Source organism: Streptomyces sp. NPDC005794, from assembly GCF_042871445.1.
Classification (GTDB): domain Bacteria; phylum Actinomycetota; class Actinomycetes; order Streptomycetales; family Streptomycetaceae; genus Streptomyces.
The window spans coordinates 111,441-129,967 of the sequence record NZ_JBIAIN010000007.1 but is presented as its reverse complement, the minus strand read 5'-3'; the positions used below and the strand labels follow the sequence as shown (position 1 = coordinate 129,967).

The 18,527-nt window shown below is 69.6% G+C and carries 20 protein-coding genes; 7 read left to right on the top strand and 13 right to left on the bottom strand.

All coding sequences use genetic code 11. The annotated features are described in order from the left end of the window. Window positions 1-247: 247 nt before the first annotated feature. From ACFYQ5_RS13485 to ACFYQ5_RS13475, 3 genes are all read right to left on the bottom strand, one after another. Window positions 248-970 carry a DUF402 domain-containing protein gene (locus ACFYQ5_RS13485; RefSeq protein WP_389197112.1) on the bottom strand — a complete coding sequence of 241 codons (723 nt, stop codon included), beginning with the start codon at window positions 968-970 and terminating at the stop codon, window positions 248-250. Between the two features lie 38 nt (window positions 971-1,008). Next, on the bottom strand, window positions 1,009-2,412 hold the full coding sequence (locus tag ACFYQ5_RS13480) for a class II fumarate hydratase (protein WP_389197110.1): 1,404 nt from the start codon (window positions 2,410-2,412) through the stop codon (window positions 1,009-1,011). 124 nt (window positions 2,413-2,536) lie between these two features. Further along, window positions 2,537-4,204 (bottom strand): fumarate hydratase, encoded by a 1,668-nt coding sequence (locus tag ACFYQ5_RS13475; RefSeq protein WP_389197108.1) that lies wholly within the window; start codon window positions 4,202-4,204, stop codon window positions 2,537-2,539. Between the two features lie 188 nt (window positions 4,205-4,392). On the opposite strand from ACFYQ5_RS13475, the gene ACFYQ5_RS13470 reads away from it, so the two are divergent. Both ACFYQ5_RS13470 and ACFYQ5_RS13465 read left to right on the top strand, forming a co-directional pair. Further along, window positions 4,393-5,064, top strand: coding sequence for a DUF1707 domain-containing protein (locus ACFYQ5_RS13470; RefSeq protein ID WP_389197106.1), 672 nt, complete (start codon window positions 4,393-4,395; stop codon window positions 5,062-5,064). Between the two features lie 166 nt (window positions 5,065-5,230). Beyond that, window positions 5,231-5,602, top strand: coding sequence for a WhiB family transcriptional regulator (locus ACFYQ5_RS13465; RefSeq protein ID WP_389197104.1), 372 nt, complete (start codon window positions 5,231-5,233; stop codon window positions 5,600-5,602). A gap of 66 nt (window positions 5,603-5,668) precedes the next feature. Here ACFYQ5_RS13465 and glpX read toward each other — a convergent pair whose 3' ends face one another. Then, window positions 5,669-6,700 carry a class II fructose-bisphosphatase gene (gene glpX / locus ACFYQ5_RS13460; protein WP_389197103.1) on the bottom strand — a complete coding sequence of 344 codons (1,032 nt, stop codon included), beginning with the start codon at window positions 6,698-6,700 and terminating at the stop codon, window positions 5,669-5,671. A gap of 161 nt (window positions 6,701-6,861) precedes the next feature. Here glpX and ACFYQ5_RS13455 point away from each other — a divergent pair, with 161 nt between their 5' ends. Continuing rightward, window positions 6,862-7,434, top strand: a complete 573-nt coding sequence (locus ACFYQ5_RS13455) for a DUF4245 domain-containing protein (protein ID WP_389197101.1) — start codon at window positions 6,862-6,864, stop codon at window positions 7,432-7,434. 83 nt (window positions 7,435-7,517) lie between these two features. Here the strand turns inward: ACFYQ5_RS13455 and ACFYQ5_RS13450 are convergent, their stop codons facing one another. The 4 genes from ACFYQ5_RS13450 to ACFYQ5_RS13435 all read right to left on the bottom strand — a co-directional run bounded on the left by ACFYQ5_RS13450 (window position 7,518) and on the right by ACFYQ5_RS13435 (window position 11,343). Further along, window positions 7,518-8,108: a malonic semialdehyde reductase gene (locus ACFYQ5_RS13450; RefSeq protein WP_389197099.1), complete on the bottom strand. Its 591-nt coding sequence runs from the start codon at window positions 8,106-8,108 to the stop codon at window positions 7,518-7,520. 222 nt (window positions 8,109-8,330) lie between these two features. Next, on the bottom strand, window positions 8,331-8,582 hold the full coding sequence (locus tag ACFYQ5_RS13445; protein ID WP_389197097.1) for an exodeoxyribonuclease VII small subunit: 252 nt from the start codon (window positions 8,580-8,582) through the stop codon (window positions 8,331-8,333). Window positions 8,583-8,757: 175 nt separating this feature from the next. Then, window positions 8,758-9,969 carry an exodeoxyribonuclease VII large subunit gene (gene xseA / locus ACFYQ5_RS13440; RefSeq protein WP_389197095.1) on the bottom strand — a complete coding sequence of 404 codons (1,212 nt, stop codon included), beginning with the start codon at window positions 9,967-9,969 and terminating at the stop codon, window positions 8,758-8,760. A 30-nt stretch (window positions 9,970-9,999) separates the two neighbouring features. Next, window positions 10,000-11,343, bottom strand: a complete 1,344-nt coding sequence (locus ACFYQ5_RS13435; RefSeq protein WP_389197094.1) for an APC family permease — start codon at window positions 11,341-11,343, stop codon at window positions 10,000-10,002. 88 nt (window positions 11,344-11,431) lie between these two features. On the opposite strand from ACFYQ5_RS13435, the gene ACFYQ5_RS13430 reads away from it, so the two are divergent. Then, on the top strand, window positions 11,432-12,421 hold the full coding sequence (locus ACFYQ5_RS13430; RefSeq protein WP_389197092.1) for a 4-hydroxy-3-methylbut-2-enyl diphosphate reductase: 990 nt from the start codon (window positions 11,432-11,434) through the stop codon (window positions 12,419-12,421). A 70-nt stretch (window positions 12,422-12,491) separates the two neighbouring features. Beyond that, a complete protein-coding gene (gene ppgK, locus ACFYQ5_RS13425) occupies window positions 12,492-13,229 on the top strand; it encodes a polyphosphate--glucose phosphotransferase (RefSeq protein ID WP_389197090.1) in 738 nt (245 codons plus the stop codon). 3 nt (window positions 13,230-13,232) lie between these two features. Here the strand turns inward: ppgK and ACFYQ5_RS13420 are convergent, their stop codons facing one another. After that, window positions 13,233-13,745, bottom strand: coding sequence for a DUF6542 domain-containing protein (locus ACFYQ5_RS13420; RefSeq protein ID WP_389197480.1), 513 nt, complete (start codon window positions 13,743-13,745; stop codon window positions 13,233-13,235). Window positions 13,746-14,158: 413 nt separating this feature from the next. Here ACFYQ5_RS13420 and ychF point away from each other — a divergent pair, with 413 nt between their 5' ends. Continuing rightward, complete coding sequence (gene ychF / locus ACFYQ5_RS13415) at window positions 14,159-15,247, top strand: redox-regulated ATPase YchF (RefSeq protein WP_389197088.1); 1,089 nt, start codon at window positions 14,159-14,161, stop codon at window positions 15,245-15,247. Between the two features lie 132 nt (window positions 15,248-15,379). Here the strand turns inward: ychF and ACFYQ5_RS13410 are convergent, their stop codons facing one another. From ACFYQ5_RS13410 to ACFYQ5_RS13395, 4 genes are all read right to left on the bottom strand, one after another. Next, entirely contained in the window at window positions 15,380-15,772 is a 393-nt protein-coding gene (locus ACFYQ5_RS13410) for a DNA-binding protein (protein WP_389197086.1), read from the bottom strand. Further along, the gene (locus ACFYQ5_RS13405; RefSeq protein ID WP_205018628.1) at window positions 15,772-16,023 is read right to left on the bottom strand and encodes a hypothetical protein; all 252 of its coding nucleotides are present in this window, start codon (window positions 16,021-16,023) and stop codon (window positions 15,772-15,774) included. Before ACFYQ5_RS13405 ends, ACFYQ5_RS13410 begins: the two co-directional genes overlap by 1 nt. A 374-nt stretch (window positions 16,024-16,397) precedes the next feature. Next, the gene (locus ACFYQ5_RS13400; protein ID WP_389197084.1) at window positions 16,398-16,634 is read right to left on the bottom strand and encodes a hypothetical protein; all 237 of its coding nucleotides are present in this window, start codon (window positions 16,632-16,634) and stop codon (window positions 16,398-16,400) included. 146 nt (window positions 16,635-16,780) lie between these two features. Further along, complete coding sequence (locus ACFYQ5_RS13395; RefSeq protein ID WP_389197082.1) at window positions 16,781-17,404, bottom strand: TetR family transcriptional regulator; 624 nt, start codon at window positions 17,402-17,404, stop codon at window positions 16,781-16,783. 124 nt (window positions 17,405-17,528) lie between these two features. On the opposite strand from ACFYQ5_RS13395, the gene ACFYQ5_RS13390 reads away from it, so the two are divergent. Beyond that, window positions 17,529-18,521: an aldo/keto reductase gene (locus tag ACFYQ5_RS13390; protein ID WP_389197080.1), complete on the top strand. Its 993-nt coding sequence runs from the start codon at window positions 17,529-17,531 to the stop codon at window positions 18,519-18,521. Window positions 18,522-18,527: the final 6 nt, after the last annotated feature.

Below are 18,527 nucleotides of genomic sequence, written 5' to 3'. Positions count from 1 at the left end.
CCACCAGGGCGGCCGGTATGAGGTCTTCCGGCGGCCGGGCAGTGGACAGCGAGCATGTCTCCACCCCCTCGTAGTGGTTCATGCGACCGCACGGCCGCCCGGCGGTGTGTGCCGGGTGGCTCATGCGCTGCGTTCGGTGACTGGTGGTCAGCCCCTGGGCCGGTCACGCCGGTTGTGGTGGCCTTCCGGCGGAACGGTTCGCGGAGGGCCGATCCTGCGTCTGCCCTCCTGGGGTGCGTCAAGGGTCTCACGACGTGGTGGGGGTGGGGGTGCGGTCCCAGTCATCGGGTAGCGGGGGTACCTGCCACCCGGGGTCGGGCCGCCAGTGCTCCCAGCCGTCGCTGAACGGCGCCCCCCAGCGCCGGATCACCTCGACGGCCGCCAGCCCCGCCTCGCGCACCCGCCGGGCGGTGGCCTCGTCCATCAGCCCGACCCGCTGCGCCTGCGCGAACTCGTCCTCGTCGAGCCATTCCCAGCTGTGGTCGGGACGCACCGAGATGTCGAGGAAGTGGTCCTGCGAATCGACCCCGCCCGCCCAGCGTGAGCGGGGCTCCTCGAGGTTGACGTACCAGTTGCGGAACAGCCAGCCACGGTCCCAGAACAGCCAGACCGACCAGGGGTCCCCCGGCCGGGCGAGCTTCAGCACACCCGAGCCGAACCACCGGGAGCGCACCGTCGTGCGGGGGCGCGTGTAGCGGGTGGCGAGGGGCTCGGCGTGCACCTGGGTGCCGTCGGCGAGGACCGGCCTCACACACTCGGTGCCGGACGCCATCCACACCGCCAGCAGGTCGTCGGTGTCCTGGACGACGGTGACCGGACGGCAGATGTGAACCGCGTAGCCGCCACTGTCGTCACCGGGCCTCTCGTTGGCCCGGTAGCGCCAGAGGATCCGGTCCCCCGGCGACCAGCGCACGTCGTTCTCCGCACCCGCCCCGGTGCCTGCACCCGTACCCGCGTCCGTCGCTGTCATGAAGTGATCTTAGGGACGCATCCGACGGGTGCGGCGCGTTACGGCCGGGTCATCCGCAACACGTCCAGGGCCTCGTCCAGTTGTTCCAGGGTCAGGTCGCCGCGCTCGACGTACCCTCCGGCCAGCACGGTCTCCCTGATCGTCGTGCCGTCGGCCAGTGACTTCTTGGCGACCTTCGCCGCCTCCTCGTAGCCGATGTACTTGTTCAGCGGGGTCACGACCGACGGCGAGGACTCGGCGTACTGCCGTGCCCGCTCCACATGGGCCGTGATGCCGTCGACCGTGCGGTCGGCGAGCAGCCGGGAGGCGTTGGTGAGCAGTCGTACCGACTCCAGCAGGTTCTTCGCGATCACCGGAAGCATCACGTTGAGCTCGAAGTTGCCGGCCGCTCCGGCGGCGGCGACCGTGGCGTCGTTGCCCGTCACCTGGGCCGCGACCATCAGTACGGCCTCCGGGATGACCGGATTGACCTTGCCCGGCATGATCGACGACCCGGGCTGCAGGTCGGGCAGGCTGATCTCGGCGAGTCCGGTGCGGGGGCCGGAAGCCATCCAGCGCAGGTCGTTGGAGATCTTGGTGAGGGAAACGGCGACCGTACGGAGCTGGCCCGAGGTCTCGACGAGCCCGTCCCGGGCGCCCTGCGCCTCGAAGTGGTTCCGGGCCTCGGTGAGCGGCAGGCCGGTGGTGCGGGCGACCTCCGCGATGACCGCGGCGGAGAAGCCGGGCGGCGTGTTGATCCCGGTGCCCACCGCCGTGCCGCCCAGGGGGAGTTCGGCGAGGCGGGGGAGCGAGGCGTGCAGCCGCTCGACGCCGTGACGGATCTGCGCCGCGTAGCCGCCGAACTCCTGGCCCAGGGTGACGGGGGTGGCGTCCATCAGATGCGTACGGCCCGACTTCACGACTTCCGAGAATTCGGCTGATTTCCGCTCCAGGGACGCGGCCAGGTGTTCGAGGGCCGGGATCAGATCGGCGGTGACGGCCGCGGTCGCGGCGATGTGGATGGACGACGGGAAGACGTCGTTCGACGACTGCGAGGCGTTGACGTGGTCGTTGGGGTGGACCTCGCGCCCGAGCCGCTCGGTGGCGAGCGTGGCCACGACCTCGTTGGTGTTCATGTTGGACGACGTGCCGGAACCCGTCTGGAACACGTCGACGGGGAAGTGCTCGTCCCAGCGTCCCGCCACCACCTCGGCGGCGGCCTCCTGGATCGCGTCCGCGATGTCCGGATCCAGCACCCCCAGCCCGGCGTTGACCTTGGCAGCCGCGGCCTTGATCCGGGCCAGGGCCTCGATGTGGGCCCGCTCCAGCCGTTGCCCCGAGATGGGGAAGTTCTCCACCGCCCGCTGCGTCTGGGCACGCCACTTGGCGTGCGCGGGCACCTTCACCTCGCCCATCGAGTCGTGCTCGACGCGGTACTGCGTGTCCTCGGCCGGTTCGCCCATGGTGTTCCTACCTCCTGCTGGAGCGAGCACGGTCCGCGCCCGCCGTATTCCCCGCTCATCCTGCCCGCCGGACATGCCGAAGGGGCGCACCGCCGGCCGGTGCGCCCCTTCGGCGGGTGTGCGGTCAGCCGAGGCCGGGGCCGCGGACCGGGATACTGGTGAAGGTGGGGGCCGGGGCGGGCTCGGTGAAGAAGTCGTTGCCCTTGTCGTCGACCACGACGAACGCGGGGAAGTCCTCGACCTCGATCCGCCAGACCGCCTCCATGCCGAGCTCCTCGTACTCGACGACCTCGACCTTCTTGATGCAGTCCTGCGCGAGGCGCGCGGCGGGGCCGCCGATCGAGCCGAGGTAGAAGCCGCCGTGCGCGTCGCACGCGTCCGTGACCTGCCGGGACCGGTTGCCCTTGGCGAGCATCACCTTGGAGCCGCCCGCCGCCTGGAACTGCGCGACGTAGCTGTCCATGCGGCCGGCCGTCGTCGGGCCGAAGGAGCCGGAGGCGTAACCCTCGGGGGTCTTCGCCGGGCCCGCGTAGTACACCGGGTGGTCCTTGAGGTACTGCGGCATCTCCTCGCCCGCGTCGAGCCGCTCCTTGATCTTGGCGTGCGCGATGTCGCGCGCCACGACCAGCGGTCCGGTCAGCGAGAGCCGGGTCTTGACCGGGTACTTGGTCAGCTCGGCGAGGATGTCGTCCATCGGCTGGTTCAGGTCGATCTTCACCACGTCACCGGACTCGTCCAGGTGCTCGTCGGTGGTGTCCGGGAGGAAGCGCGCAGGGTCCTTCTCCAACTGCTCCAGGAACACGCCCTCGGCGGTGATCTTCGCGGTCGCCTGGCGGTCGGCCGAGCAGGACACGGCGATCGCGACGGGCAGCGAGGCGCCGTGCCGGGGGAGGCGGACGACCCGGACGTCGTGGCAGAAGTACTTGCCGCCGAACTGGGCGCCGATGCCGATCTTCTGCGTCAGCTCGAAGACCTTCTGCTCCAGGTCCTGGTCCCGGAAGCCGTGGCCGGTCGGGGACCCCTCGGCGGGCAGCTCGTCCAGGTAGTGCGCGGAGGCGTACTTCGCGGTCTTCAGCGCGAACTCGGCCGACGTACCGCCGACGACGATCGCCAGGTGGTAGGGCGGGCAGGCCGCCGTACCCAGCGAACGGATCTTCTCCTCCAGGAACTTCATCATGGAGCCCTCGTTGAGGACCGCCTTGGTCTCCTGGTAGAGGAAGGACTTGTTGGCCGAGCCGCCGCCCTTCGCCATGAAGAGGAACTTGTAGGCGCCGCCGTCGGTCGCGTACAGCTCGATCTGGGCCGGCAGGTTCGAGCCGGTGTTCTTCTCGTCCCACATGGTCAGCGGGGCCATCTGCGAGTAGCGCAGATTGAGCTCGGTGTACGCGTCGAAGATGCCGTGCGACAGGGCCTCCTCGTCACCGCCCTCGGTGAGCACGTTCTGGCCGCGCTTGCCCATGACGATCGCCGTACCGGTGTCCTGGCACATGGGCAGGACACCCGCGGCGGCGATGTTCGCGTTCTTCAGGAGGTCCAGCGCGACGAACTTGTCGTTGGACGAGGCCTCGGGGTCGTCCACGATGCGGCGCAGCTGGGCGAGGTGGGCGGGCCGCAGATAGTGCGAGATGTCGTGCATGGCCTCGGCCGCGAGGGTGCGCAGGGCCTCCGGAGCCACCTTGAGGAACGTACGGCCGTCGGCCTCGATGGTCGAGACGCCCTCGGCGGTCACCAGCCGGTACGGCGTGGTGTCCTCTCCCAGCGGGAGCAGATCGGAGTACGCAAACTCTGGCATTACGGCCATTCCTCACTCGGTGACAGTGGCTGGCCACCCTTGGACAGCGCATCAACCAGGGTAGAACCCTGTGGGCGGGCCGGACCTGTGAGGTAGGGCTCACCCGTACGGCTTGCGGCGGGACCGGATTCCGAGGAAGGCCGGTGAGGCACTGGTCGCGATCTATCGCGTTTCGGTACGCTGGTCCGGTGGACCTCGAGAAGCAGCCTCAGCAGCCCGTCGCTCCGGCCGGTCCCGGGCCTGCCGGAATCCGAGCCTCCGACGCCGACCGCGACCGGATCGCGGACATCCTGCGGGAGGCCATGGCCGAAGGCCGGCTGACCGCCGAGGAGCATGCCGAGCGCGTCGACCTGGTCTACCGGGCCAAGACCGTCGGCGAACTCGAACCGCTGGTCCAGGACCTTCCGGCCACGGGCGGCACCGCCTCGCAGGCCGCCTCGCCCTACGGGTACGGCCGCGAGGGCGCGGCCGGGCCCGCCGAGAACCTGGTGGCGGTCTTCAGCGGCTCGACCCGCAGGGGCCGTTGGCGCGTCGGCGGCCGTACGAACGCGTTCGCGCTCTTCGGCAGCGTCGAGCTCGACCTGACCGAGGCGTTGTTCGGCCAGCGGCTGACGGTCGTCAACGCGACGTCCATCTTCGGCAGTGTCGAGATCAGGGTTCCCGAGAACATTTCACTGCGCGGCAGCGGAACGGGCATCTTCGGCAATTTCGAGGTCGACACACTGGAATCCGCCGACCCGGAAGCACCGGTGGTCGTCGTGAACGGCTACTCCGTGTTCGGGAGTGTCGAGGCAAAGCCCAAGCGTGGCAAGCTCATCGCCAACCTGCACCGGCAGTTGCGCAAGCACCTCGGCAACTGAGGCCGGACGGCCGGGGCACCGCGTATTCAGGCCATTCGGGGGCGCGTTGCCACCCGCTGTGGGCCGGAAGGTGACGCCACTCAGTGCATAGGCGTGCGTACAGCGGGTAGGGAGAGCTGCATCGCCTCTCGCTCACGAAGCCCGAAGCCGTCGTCAGGAGTGGACCGTGCTGCACATGCCGCATCAGCCCCTGCAGGTCGCCGCCCTACCTTCCCCGCGCACACCCGCGCGGGAGGATCAGGCGGGGCCCTGGCACTCGGAGGCGGTGTGCCGCCGGGATGAAGCCGGGCTGTTCTTCGCCCCGTCGAAGGAGCCGACTGCTGCCCGGCTGTCCCGTGAAGAGGCCGCGAAGCAGGTCTGCGCGCGCTGTCCGGTGATGGTGGAGTGCCAGGAGCACGCGCTCGTACAGCCCGAGCCCTACGGGGTGTGGGGCGGACTCACCGCCGCGGAACGCCGTGTGGTGCTCGCCCGGCGCCGCAGGCGCGACGTGGAGCTCAAGGCGGCGTCCTCGGCGGGGCGCATAGCCGCAGCGGGCTGAACCGCTCCCGGATGTGGCTGTGGGGGCCGCCCGGACCGGGCGGCCCCCACAGCCGTGGTGCCGGGCCTACTTGCCCCGGTCGAAGTCGATCGCGCTGTAGGCGCGCAGCTTCGAGAGCCGGTGCGTCGAGTCGATCCTGCGGATCGTGCCCGACTTGGAGCGCATCACCAGGGACTCCGTGCTGGCCGTCTCCGCGCGGTACCGCACACCGCGCAGCAGTTCGCCGTCGGTGATCCCGGTGGCGACGAAGAACACGTTGTCCCCGCTGACGAGGTCGTCCGTCGACAGGACCCGGTCCAGGTCGTGACCGGCGTCCAGCGCGCGCTGCCGCTCGGCCTCGTCCTTGGGCCAGAGCTTGCCCTGGATGACGCCGCCGAGGCACTTTATGGCGCAGGCGGAGATGATGCCCTCGGGGGTGCCGCCGATGCCCATGAGCAGGTCGACTCCGGTGCCCTCGCGGGCCGCCATGATCGACCCGGCGACATCGCCGTCGGAGATGAACTTGATCCGGGCGCCGGTCTCCCGGATCTCCCTGACGACGCTCTCGTGCCGAGGCCGGTCCAGGATGACGACGGTGACGTCCTCGGGGGCCGAGCTCTTGGCCTTCGCGACGCGCCGGATGTTCACGGAGACGGGCGCGTTGATGTCGACGAAGTCGGCGGCCTCGGGCCCGGTGACCAGCTTGTCCATGTAGAAGACGGCGGACGGGTCGAACATCGCGCCGCGGTCCGCGGCGGCCAGTACGGCGATCGCGTTGGGCATGCCCTTGGCGTTGAGCGTGGTGCCGTCGATCGGGTCGACGGCGATGTCGACCTCGGCTCCGGTGCCGTCGCCGACGCGCTCGCCGTTGAACAGCATGGGGGCTTCGTCCTTCTCGCCCTCACCGATGACGACGATGCCGTTCATCGACACCGTGGAGACGAGCGTGCGCATGGCTTTCACGGCGGCGCCGTCGGCGCCGATCTTGTCGCCGCGGCCGACCCAGCGCCCGGCGGCCATGGCGGCGGCCTCGGTGACCCGTACCAGCTCCAGGGCGAGGTTGCGGTCGGGGGCCTCCGGAGAGACCTCGAGCTGGGACGGCAGATGATGCTCGGACATCGGAGCGCACCTTTCTGTACGACGACGACCGGAAAAGAGGGTGCTGTGACTCTATCGGTAGGTCGATAAAATGAGCAGGGCGGGTCACGTATGAGCGGGCGGGCCCGTCGGCCGGTCTCCCGATGGCCGGTCGCCCGGAGGCCCGTGCCACCATTGAGTCCGTGGCAAGCAAGCGAGGCAAGCAGACCGTCCGGGACATGATCCTGTCGATGCTCGTGATCACCGCAGTGGCGGGCGTCGTCTACCTCTTCATCCCGCACGACGACAAGGCCGACCCGATCAAGGCGGTCGACTACCGGGTCGAGCTCGCGACGGCCCGCCGGGCCGCGCCGTACCCGGTGGCGGCCCCGGCCGGGCTGTCGAAGGAGTGGAAGCCGACCTCCGTCTCGTACGCGGGACAGGACGGTGCCGGCTGGCACCTGGGCTTCCTCGACCCGGACGGCAGGTACGTCGCGGTGGAGCAGTCCACGAACCCCGCGAGGAAGTACGTCCCCGAGGTGAGCCAGCAGGCCGAGGACACCGGGCGCACCTATGAGGTGGCGGGCCAGGCGTGGCAGCGCTGGGAGGGCCCGAAGTACGACGCCCTCGTGCTGCAGGCCGAGGGCGTGACGACGGTGGTCACCGGCTCGGCCCCGACGGAGCGGCTGGCGGAGATGGCCGCCGCGCTGAAGACGGCCCCTGCCGCGACGGCTTCTCCCTCTGCCTCCGCTTCCTCCGCTGCCTCCGCTTCCTGAACCAGGCGGCCGTCAGGACCGCGAAGAGCCCCGCGACGCCGAGCGAGCGTCGCGGGGCTCTTCCGCTGGTTCCGGGAGGGGAATCAGACGGTGGTGACGACCTCGTCGTAGGAGAGGCGGGGGAGACGCGGGAACCAGGCGTCCTCGCCCGGCTTGCCGATGTTGACGGCCATGAGCAGCTTGTGGTCGCCGTCCAGGAACTCCTTCTCGATGCCCGCGGCGTCGTAGCCGGTCATCGGGCCGGCGGCCAGGCCGGCGGCGCGGACGCCGATGATGAAGTAGGCGGCCTGCAGGGTGGCGTTCAGCGCTGCGGACTGCTCGCGGACCGGGCGCTCGGAGAAGAACGCGTCCTTGGCCTGCGGGAAGTGGGGGAGGAGCGCAGGGAGTTCCTCGTGGAACTCGTGGTCCGCTACCAGGAGCGCGACCAGCGGGGCGGTGGAGGTCTTCGGCTGGTTGCCCTCGGCCATGTGCTTCACGAGACGCTCGCGGCCCTCGGGCGTGCGGACCAGGACGACGCGCAGCGGCGACTGGTTGAACGCCGTGGGGCCGTACTTGACCAGGTCGTAGATCGCCTGGACCTGCTCGTCGGTCACCGGCTCGTCGGTGAACGTGTTGGCAGTGCGGGCCTCACGGAAGAGGAGGTCCTGGGCGGCGGGGTCAAGAACGAGGGACATCTGGAGCGTTACCTTCCGGACGGTACGGATCAAGCGGTGGCATCACCGTAACCGAGGGATAGATTAAGTTTCAACTAAAACGATCCCGGGGTGATCGACCGCACAAACGCATCGACCACACAAACGAACCGACCGCACAGACGCACCGACCGCACAGACGCACCGACCGCACAGACGCACCGACCGCACAGACGCAGCACCCGAAGCGCTCGCGCGTACTCCTCAGTCCGTGCCGCCGGCCTCGGAAGGCTCCTCGGGGCGCGCGAGCGCCGCGTCCAGTCGGGCCCGCGCGCCCTCCAGCCAGTGCCGGCACACCTTCGCCAGCTCCTCACCGCGCTCCCAGAGGGCCAGCGACTCCTCCAGCGTCGTGCCGCCCGCCTCCAGGCGGCGTACGACCTCGATCAGCTCGTCCCGCGCCTGCTCGTACCCGAGCGTGCCCGCCGCGGCAGCCGCCGTCGTCCCGTCGTCCGTCATGCCGACCACCCTATCGATCCGACCCGCCACGGAGAGCGGACTCCCGACGCCCCGCGACTCCGCCTCGGACCCGAAGCCGCATGACGCCGCTCGCTGATCCACTCCCTGTCGCGGGTGAGGTCGTAGGCCCGGGGTCCGGCAGACCTGGCCCGTGGGGTCCGGCAGACCCGGCCCCTCACTCCGCGACCCGTACGGTGAACTCGCCCTCGGAGACCCGCGCCCGCAGCTCCTCGCCCGGCGCCCCGGCATCCGCGGGGGAGCGCACCACATGGCCGTCCGGCCGCTGCAGCACCGCGTATCCCCGCTCCAGCGTCGCCGCGGGCGACAGCGCCACGACCCGGGCCCTGGTGTGCGCGAGCTCCGAGTCGGCGCGGTCCAGCAGATGCCCGAGCACCCTGCGGCTCCGCCCCACCAGCGCGTCGATCTCCGCTTCCCGCTCGTCCACCATCCGCTGCGGCCGCTCCATGGAGGACCTTCTCAGCGCCTGGGCCAGACCGCGCTCCTCCCGGTCGATCAGCCCTCGCACGGTCCGCAGCGCCCGGTCCCTGAGCTGCTGGACGCGGTCGAGCTCCTCACCCACGTCCGGCACGACCTTCTTCGCCGCGTCCGTCGGTGTCGACGCCCGCAGATCGGCCACCAGGTCGAGCAGGGGCGAGTCCGGCTCGTGCCCGATGGCGGAGACCACCGGCGTACGGCACGCGGCCACCGCGCGGATCAGTGCCTCGTCGGAGAACGGCAGCAGGTCCTCCACACTCCCGCCGCCACGGGCCACGACGATCACATCCACCTCCGGCAGCCCGTCCAGCTCCTGGACCGCCTGGACCACCTGATTCACCGCGTGCACGCCCTGCACCGCGGTGTTACGCACCTCGAAGCGCACCGCGGGCCAGCGCCGCCGCGCGTTCTCCAGCACATCGCGCTCCGCCGCCGACGCCCGCCCGGAGACCAGCCCGATCAGCTGCGGCAGGAAGGGCAGCGGCTTCTTCCGGTCCAGCGCGAAAAGGCCCTCGGCGGCCAGCGACTTCTTCAGCTGCTCCAGGCGCACCAGCAGCTCGCCGATGCCCACCGGCCGTATCTCCGTGGCCCGCAGCGACAGCTGCCCGCGCGGGGCGTACCACTCCGGCTTGGCGAGGACCACGACCCGCGCGCCCTCCGTCACCACATCGGCGATCCGGTCGAAGACCTGCCGGAAGCAGGTCACACTCACCGAGATGTCGTGGGACGGGTCGCGCAGCGTCAGGAACACCACCCCGGCACCGGGCCGACGCGACAGCTGGGTGATCTGCCCCTCGACCCAGACCGCGCCGAGCCGGTCGATCCACCCGCCGATCAGCCGCGACACGTCGCCGACGGGCAGCGGGGCTTCCGGGGACGTAGTGAGAGCCATACGGGCGAGCGTATCGGCCGGGACCGACCATCAGGCGGCCCGCCGCCCCCACTGCACCGCGAACACCACCAGCCCGACGCCCAGCCAGCACAGCCCCACCAACTGCGCGCTCGTCGTCGCCTCCAGGATCACCGCGACCAGGACGGCCGCGCCCACCACCGGCATCAGCACATGACGCCACCAGCTCGGCGGCCCCTCCATGCGGCGTACGGCGAACCAGCCCACCACCGACGCGTGCAACAGTACGAACGCGGTGAGCGCGCCGACGTTCACGACCGACACCAGATGATCGAGGCCGTCGTCGCGCCTGGCCGCCCACACCGCCGCCACCAACGTCACGACCGCCGCGCACGCGATCGCGACGCGCGGCACCCCGGACCGGGGGTCGACCCGGGACAGGAACGACGGCAGCCGCCCCTCCCGACCCATCGCGAACACCAGCCTCCCGGCCGCCGCCTGCCCGGCCAGCGCTGCGAAGGCCGCACCGATCGCCTTGCTGGCGGCCACCAGGTCGTGCAGCCAGGATCCGACCGAGGCATCCACCGCGTCGTAGAACGCGGACCCCTGCTTCACCGGATCCGCGGCCAGCTCCGCCGAGCTCACCGGTTCCAGCAGTGCCGCCAGATACGACTGGACCACGAACAGCGCCCCGGCCAGCACCAGGCAGAACAGCACCGCCCGCGCCACCTTCGCCGAACCGCCCGTCACCTCCTCGGCGAAAGAGGCGATCGCGTCGAAGCCGAGATACGACAGCACCGCGATGGACACCGCTCCCACGACCGCGGTCATCGAGAATCCGGAGTCGCCGGTGAGCGGTGTCAGCCAGCCGCGCTGCGCCCCGTCCCTGGCCAGCACCACCACCGCCGACACCACGAACACCAGCAGCACCACGATCTCCATGGCGAGCACCGCGAAGCCCACCCGGGCCGCCGCCCGTACGCCCCAGAGGTTGAGCGCGGTCGTCACGACGACGGCGATCGCCGTCCACACCCACCGGGACACCTCGGGAACCAGCGCGTTCATCGCGATCCCGGAGAAGAGATACGCGACCGCCGGGATGAGCAGGTAGTCGAGCATCGCCATCCAGCCGGCGATGAACCCGGGCCCCTCCCCGAGCCCCTTGCGGGCGTACGCGAAGACCGATCCGGCGAGCGGGGCGACATGCACCATCTGCGCGTAACTGAACGCCGTGAAGGCCATCACCACGGTCGCCACCAGATACACCAGCGCCACGGCCCCGTCGGACTTGGCGTCCAGGGTGCCGAACACGCCGACCGGGGCCATGGGCGCGATGAACAGCAGTCCGTAGACCACCAGGTCCCGGAAGCCGAGTGTGCGCCGCAGTTTTCCCTCTTCGACGCTGCTGCCCGCCATGAGACCTCCGCCGCTGGGTGACGCTGGATTGCGTACGCCTCAGTCTCCCGACCCCGCCGATCCGGCGCCTGTTCGATACGGCCTTACGATGGTGCGCATGACTGCAACTCCTGCCCGCCGTGTCCTGCTCGCCGCACCCCGTGGCTACTGCGCGGGTGTGGACCGCGCCGTGATCGCCGTCGAGAAGGCCCTGGAGCAGTACGGGGCCCCCGTCTACGTCCGCCACGAGATCGTGCACAACAAATACGTCGTGCAGACGCTCGAGAAGAAGGGCGCGATCTTCGTCGACGTGACCGCGGAGGTGCCCGAGGGCTCCATCGTGATGTTCTCCGCGCACGGCGTCGCACCGACCGTCCACGCCGAGGCCGCCGAGCGCAAGCTCGCCACGATCGACGCGACCTGCCCGTTGGTCACCAAGGTCCACAAGGAAGCCGTCCGCTACGCCAAGGAGGACTACGACATCCTCCTGATCGGCCACGAGGGCCACGAGGAGGTCATCGGCACGAGCGGTGAGGCGCCCGACCACATCACGCTGGTCGACGGCCCCGAGGACGTCGCGAACGTCGAGGTCCGCGACGAGTCGAAGGTCGTCTGGCTCTCCCAGACCACGCTCTCCGTCGACGAGACGATGGAGACCGTCGGCGCACTCAAGCAGAAGTTCCCCAACCTCCTCTCCCCGCCGAGCGACGACATCTGCTACGCCACGCAGAACCGCCAGGTCGCGGTGAAGAAGCTGGCGGAGGACGCCGAACTGGTCATCGTCGTCGGCTCGAAGAACTCCTCCAACTCGATCCGCATGGTCGAGGTCGCCCTGGACGCCGGCGCGCCCGCCGCCCACCTGGTGGACTTCGCCGACGAGATCGACGAGGCATGGCTGGAAGGCGTCACCACGGTCGGCCTCACCTCGGGCGCCTCGGTGCCCGACGTCCTGGTGGACGGCGTGCTGGAGTGGCTGGGTGAGCGGGGTTACGCGGACGTGGAGACGGTGAAGACCGCGGACGAGTCGATCACCTTCTCGCTGCCCAAGGAGCTCCGGCGCGACCTGCGCGCCGAAGCCGCCGCACTCTCCGCCGAGTAATCCGGGGCGTGCGCGGGTTACCCGCCCCTCCGGGGAGTGATCCGCGCCACCTGCCCGTACCGTGGATCACATGGAGATCTTCGGTGTGGATATCGGCGGTTCAGGGATCAAGGGTGCGCCCGTGGACCTGGACCGCGGAGAGCTGGCGCAGGAGCGCCACAAAGTACTGACACCTCACCCGGCCACGCCCGAGAGCGTGGCCGGCGGTGTGGTCGAGGTGGTCGGTCACTTCGGCTGGCAGGGGCCGGTCGGCATCACGTTCCCCGGAGTCGTCACCGGCGGCATCACCAGGACCGCGGCCAATGTGGACAAGGGCTGGATCGACACGGACGCCCGGGCGCTGCTCAGCGACCGCATCGGGCAGCCCGTCACGATCCTCAACGACGCCGACGCGGCCGGTATCGCCGAGATGACCTTCGGGGCGGGCCGCGGCCGCAAGGGCACGGTGATCATGCTGACCCTCGGTACGGGCATCGGCAGCGCGGTCTTCACCGACGGGCGGCTGGTCCCCAACACCGAGCTCGGCCACCTGGAGCTGCACGGTCACGACGCGGAGAAGCGCGCCTCCACGAAGGCGAAGGAGGACGAGGACCTGAGCTGGCAGCACTGGGCGCACCGGGTGCAGAAATACCTGGTCCACGTGGAGATGCTGTTCTCGCCCGAGCTCTTCATCATCGGCGGGGGTGTCAGCCGCAAGGCGGAGAAGTTTTTGCCGCTCATCGAGAACGTACGGGCCGAGATGGTCCCGGCGGAGCTGCAGAACAACGCGGGCATCGTCGGCGCGGCCATGGCGGCCGCCGCCGAGTAGCTCCTACGCGCGGGGGCGGCGGGCAGCCCTTCCGGTCCGTTCCGCTCGCTCGGTCCGTTCTGCTCGTTCGGTCCGTTCGGTCCGTTCGGTCCGTTCGGCTCGTTCCGCTCGTTCAGCTTTGAGCACGTGCCGCTGCCGCTCCCGCATCTGCCTGATCTTCCGTACGGTGGCGATGAGCCCCGCGATGAGCGTGCCCCCGTACAGCCAGCCGGCCTGGACGGCCAGCGCGGTCACGACAGCCATCGCCTGCCCACCGAAGCCGCCCGTGCCCCCGGCGACGGGGATCACGCCGACCGCGAAGGCGATGGGCACGATGATCGGCGCGGTCACCAGGTCGGCGGGCCGCACCCAGAGCGCGGTCAGGGCGCTGACGGGCAGGAACAGCAGCCCGTAGACGATCTCCGAACCGTCGAAGAGCAGCTGGTCCACACAGGCCAGCAGGAACATGGTCAGGGCCGCGAAGAGGCCGGCTCCGATGCCGGTCAGCCGGGGGTCGGGAAATCTGCGCAGCGCCATGACCACCGGGGGCACGCCTCCGGGCCGCGTCCCCGGCCGTGCCCCCGGGCCCTTCGCCGGTGTCACCGCCACCGTCACCGGATAGGCGCCCGCGGCCGTGACCTCGCCGAGGCCGCCGGGCGGGGCGGGCTGAGCCTGCGAGGGCTGCCTGCGCTGCGGGGTACGTGTCCTGTGCTGCTCCACCCCGACAACCTAGGGCGCCGTGTGCACTCTTTCGGGCGTTGGACACGCGCTTTGGACGACCTTGGCGTTGCGTTCGATCCCACACGGCCGAAACCAGGACCGTTCGGCCCCCACCGGCCTCCGTCCCCGCACCCGTGACCGGTCGCCCGGCCCCGCCCGTAAACTGGAGAATCGGTCCACACCCGGCCCGCCCGCACAGCCCCTCTCCTCCACTTCAGGAAGTCGCCAAAGTGTCGCTCACGATCGGAATCGTCGGCCTGCCGAATGTCGGCAAGTCGACCCTGTTCAACGCCCTGACCAAGAACGACGTGCTGGCGGCCAACTACCCGTTCGCCACCATCGAGCCGAACGTCGGCGTCGTGGGCGTCCCCGACCCCCGACTGAACAAGCTCGCCGAGATCTTCACCTCGCAGAAGCTGCTCCCCGCCACCGTCGACTTCGTCGACATCGCGGGCATTGTGCGAGGCGCGAGCGAGGGCGAGGGCCTGGGCAACAAGTTCCTCGCGAACATCCGCGAGTCCGACGCGATCTGCCAGGTCATCCGCGCCTTCAAGGACGAGAACGTCGTCCACGTCGACGGCAAGGTCTCGCCCAAGGACGACATCGAGACGATCAACACCGAGCTGATCCTGGCCGACCTCCAGTCCGTCGAGAAGGCCGTCCCGCGCCTGACGAAGGAGGCCCGCCTCCAGAAGGACAAGGTCGCGGTCCTCGCCGCCGTCGAGGAGGCCCAGAAGATCCTCGAGGCGGGCGACACGCTCTTCTCCCAGGGCATCACGGCCGGCACCGAGAAGGGCCGCCTCCTCCACGAGCTGCACCTGCTCACGACGAAGCCCTTCCTCTACGTCTTCAACGTCGACGAGGACGAGCTGGTCGACGAGGACTTCAAGAACGAGCAGCGCGCCCTGGTCGCCCCGGCGGAGGCCATCTTCCTCAACGCCAAGATCGAGTCCGAGCTGATCGAACTCGACGACGAGGAGGCCCTCGAGCTCCTCCAGTCCATGGGCCAGGACGAGCCCGGCCTGGCCACCCTGGGCCGCGTCGGCTTCGACACCCTCGGCCTGCAGACCTACCTCACGGCAGGCCCGAAGGAAGCCCGCGCCTGGACGATCAAGAAGGGCGCCACGGCCCCGGAGGCGGCCGGTGTGATCCACACCGACTTCCAGAAGGGCTTCATCAAGGCGGAGATCATCTCCTTCGACGACCTGGTCGAGACCGGTTCGGTCGCCGAGGCCCGCGCCAAGGGCAAGGCGCGCATGGAGGGCAAGGACTACGTGATGCAGGACGGCGACGTGGTGGAGTTCCGCTTCAACGTCTGACGAACAGTCAAGAGATGTGCCCGGCCCGCTTGTTGGTGGGTCGGGCGCAGGTGTACGTCCGCGTGGAGTCCTTGTGCCGCGAAGCGCTGAGGTGTTGATGACGGGTCTGGTTGGTGCGACTGCGGTCGGCGTTCAGGCTTTGACGACCTCTACGGCGGGGCCGCACAGGAGCGTCAGGTCCTCGGGATCGGAGGTCAGGACGGTGACTGGCTGGGGTGCGGTGCGGGCGATGACGGCGAAGGCGGCGTCGATGGCGTACTTGTGGCCGTGGAGGCGGTGGCTGCGCAGGAGGGCTGCGGCCTGATCGGTGATCTCCTTGGTGACGTCGTGAACGTCGACGCGGGAGAGGACCCACTTGATACGGGCGGGGTGAATGCGCTCGTAGTCGGCCTCGAGGGTGGTCATGGCGCTTGTCGCCACGCGGATGCCTTCCTCCGATGCCGCTTGGACCAGGGTCATGACGGCGCGGTCCTTGCGGTAGAGCTTGGAGAGGCCTTCGCTGTCGAGCAGTAGGGTGCCGGGCATCAGGCTGCGGCCCCGCCTACCTGTCGGTGGTCATGGCGCAGCAGCGTGCGGGCGGCTTCGACCTCCTCGCGGGTGAGCTCGTCATTGTCGGTCGCGAAGTCGGCGACGATCTCCCGGAGTTTGTCCATGGCGACCCGTTGTTCGAGGGCTTCGGCAACGTAGGAGGAGAAACCGCCGGGCCCGACGTGGGCGCGTGCGGCTTCGGCGAGGTCCTCGGGCAGGCTGATCGAGTACTTCTTGCTACTACTCATGGTGCCCATGCTACCGGTGGTCGTAAATCTCTGGGTGCGAATGGTCGTGGCCGCGCAGACTGTGCGGACGGGTATCCGTCCGGTCCGCAGAGAGTCCGCAGGACGCCCGTAAGCGCCCGTCGCAGGCCAACGCGAGCCAACGGAGAATTGGCTGGTCAGGGCCCTGGAGGGGGCTCCGTCGCAGGTCAGGATCAGACCGCAGGCGTTCCGCTTCAACGTGTAGCGGCTGACATATCACCACGTCGCCGATCTGGCAAATATGCAGGTCAGGAAGGGTCCGGCTCTTCGGAGTCGGGCCCTTAGTTCTTGCCCGTGCTGGGATGGTGCTGGGATGAGATGCGAACGCCCGTGCTGGGACGCGGGCCGGCGCTGGCTCAGTACGAGCGGGGCCCGTACGGACTCCAGCCGTGGAGGAAGGGTGCACGCTCGGCGGCGCCGGGTTTGGGTGGTGTGGGGAGCTTTGGCGCCGAGGCGGTCTCGGAGAGACGTTGGAGGTGCGTGGTGGCGAACGCGAGCCATTCCTCGGTCCCCGCCTTCTCCTCGCCGGGCGGGAGCGCTGCGGCCTGACTGCGCACGTCGCCCCTGCCCGTTGTTTCCGAGGGAGAGAACATCTGACGGACCAGACAGCGGCAGACTTTTTCGGTTGCCTGGTCCAGGAGGGCTGATTCGTCAGCAGGATGTGCCCATGGATGAGCGGCAAGGGCGGCCGGCGCCGTTCGGGGGATGCTCGGGCAGGGCTGCCGCAGGTCGGGGGGCCTCAGTGCGCTCGAGGGAAAAGCTGCTCGACAGCGGTCACCACTGCGGCGCGGCGGGCGGCGGTGGTGGGGTCCACGGCGTGTGCGGCGGCGGCCTCGCTGAGTTCGGGTTGTGATGCCCAGGTCATGGCGATCTGGTTGACCAGGGCGAGGACGTCGGCCGGGTCCCAGGCGGGGTCGAGCTGTCCGGCCTGTTGCACCTGGCGGAGCTGGTCGATTTTGCGGGCGATCATTGCCTGTTCGGGATCGTCGGTAACGGCTGTGGTGCCCGGCAGTTCGAGGCGGCCCCAGGTGATCAGTCGGTGGTGGTCCGGACGGGCGACAAAGTAGTCGAACAGGCGGCCCGCGTAGCCGGGGAGGTCGGACGGGTCTATCTGGGTGGCCTCGGCGATGACGACGTACTCCCGTGCGGCGACGGCGGCATAGAGCGCGTCTTTGCCGCGGAAGTAGGCGTAGACGCGTTCTTTGCTGGTCTTGGCGAGTCTGGCGATGCGGTCCACACGGGCGCCGGCGATGCCGTGGCGGGCGAACTCCTCCATGGCAGCGGTAAGGATGCGCTCGCGCGTGGTGTCGCCGGCGGCGGCTGCGGGCGCTGCGGTCTGGCCGGAGTCGCGGGACTGGGACATGGTCCCAGGATAGAGCACCAAACCGTTTGGTTTGGCATTCGGGTGATCGGCGCGTAGAGTCAAACGGAACAGTTCGGTTTGACCTCTGCGGGTGAAGCCGGCGAACTACTCAGGGAGTGAACTCATGCAGCACCGCAATCTGGGCTCTCAGGGTCTGCGCGTCTCGGCGCTCGGCCTGGGGACCATGGGCATGTCCATGGCCTACGGTGCGTCGAACGACGACGAGGGCATCGCGACCATCCGCCGCGCCCACGAACTCGGGATCGACTTCTTCGACACCGCCGAGCTGTACGGCGCCGGTACCGGCAGCAACGAGATGCTCCTGGGCGAGGCAGTCAAGGACTTCCGCGAGGAGGTGGTCCTCGCCACCAAGTTCGGCTTCGACATGACCGCCCCGGCGATCAGCCCCGCCTTCGACAGCCGCCCGGAAAACATCCGCAAGGTCGCCGAGAACAGTCTGCGCTACCTGCGGAGCGACCACATCGACCTCTTCTACCAGCACATCTCCGACCCCGACATTCCGGTCGAGGAGGTCGCCGGCGTGGTCGGCGAACTGATCACCGAAGGCAAGGTGAAGTACTTCGGCCTGAGCAACGTCGGCCCCCAGTACATCCGCCGCGCCCACGCCGTCACCCCGGTCTCCGTGCTCCAGTACGAGTACTCGCTCTTCGAGCGGGAGGTCGAGGAGGAGATCCTTCCCGTTCTACGGGAACTCGGCATCGGCCTGGTGCCCTACTCCCCGCTCGGCCGCGGCTTCCTCACCGGCCAGGTCAAGCCCGCCGGCGAGTACGCCGCGGACGACATGCGCAGCTGGGACGAACGTTGGCAGGGCGAGAACTACACCTACAACCTGCACGCCACCGAACAGCTCAAGAACCTGGCCGACACCAAAGGCATCACCACCGCCCAACTCGCGCTGGCCTGGCTGCTCGCCCAGGGCGAGGACATCGCGCCCATTCCCGGCACCCGCAGCACCAAGCGCATCGAGGAGAACGCCGGCGCCACCGACGTCCAGCTCTCCGCCACCGATCTGGCCCGCATCACGGAGATCCTTCCCCACGGCTCGGCAGGCAGCCGCCTCCCGGCCGCGGTGCTGTCCAGCTTCACCACAGACTGACCGTGC

Coding starts and splice junctions, on each gene's coding strand:
- ACFYQ5_RS13485 (WP_389197112.1), bottom strand. CDS start 970: ATGACAGCGACGGACGCGGGTACGGGTGCAGGCACCGGGGCGGGTGCG.
- ACFYQ5_RS13480 (WP_389197110.1), bottom strand. CDS start 2,412: ATGGGCGAACCGGCCGAGGACACGCAGTACCGCGTCGAGCACGACTCG.
- ACFYQ5_RS13475 (WP_389197108.1), bottom strand. CDS start 4,204: ATGCCAGAGTTTGCGTACTCCGATCTGCTCCCGCTGGGAGAGGACACC.
- glpX (WP_389197103.1), bottom strand. CDS start 6,700: ATGTCCGAGCATCATCTGCCGTCCCAGCTCGAGGTCTCTCCGGAGGCC.
- ACFYQ5_RS13450 (WP_389197099.1), bottom strand. CDS start 8,108: ATGTCCCTCGTTCTTGACCCCGCCGCCCAGGACCTCCTCTTCCGTGAG.
- ACFYQ5_RS13445 (WP_389197097.1), bottom strand. CDS start 8,582: ATGACGGACGACGGGACGACGGCGGCTGCCGCGGCGGGCACGCTCGGG.
- xseA (WP_389197095.1), bottom strand. CDS start 9,969: ATGGCTCTCACTACGTCCCCGGAAGCCCCGCTGCCCGTCGGCGACGTG.
- ACFYQ5_RS13435 (WP_389197094.1), bottom strand. CDS start 11,343: ATGGCGGGCAGCAGCGTCGAAGAGGGAAAACTGCGGCGCACACTCGGC.
- ACFYQ5_RS13430 (WP_389197092.1), top strand. CDS start 11,432: ATGGTGCGCATGACTGCAACTCCTGCCCGCCGTGTCCTGCTCGCCGCA.
- ppgK (WP_389197090.1), top strand. CDS start 12,492: ATGGAGATCTTCGGTGTGGATATCGGCGGTTCAGGGATCAAGGGTGCG.
- ACFYQ5_RS13420 (WP_389197480.1), bottom strand. CDS start 13,745: ATGGCGCTGCGCAGATTTCCCGACCCCCGGCTGACCGGCATCGGAGCC.
- ACFYQ5_RS13410 (WP_389197086.1), bottom strand. CDS start 15,772: ATGCCCGGCACCCTACTGCTCGACAGCGAAGGCCTCTCCAAGCTCTAC.
- ACFYQ5_RS13405 (WP_205018628.1), bottom strand. CDS start 16,023: ATGAGTAGTAGCAAGAAGTACTCGATCAGCCTGCCCGAGGACCTCGCC.
- ACFYQ5_RS13400 (WP_389197084.1), bottom strand. CDS start 16,634: ATGTTCTCTCCCTCGGAAACAACGGGCAGGGGCGACGTGCGCAGTCAG.
- ACFYQ5_RS13395 (WP_389197082.1), bottom strand. CDS start 17,404: ATGTCCCAGTCCCGCGACTCCGGCCAGACCGCAGCGCCCGCAGCCGCC.
- ACFYQ5_RS13390 (WP_389197080.1), top strand. CDS start 17,529: ATGCAGCACCGCAATCTGGGCTCTCAGGGTCTGCGCGTCTCGGCGCTC.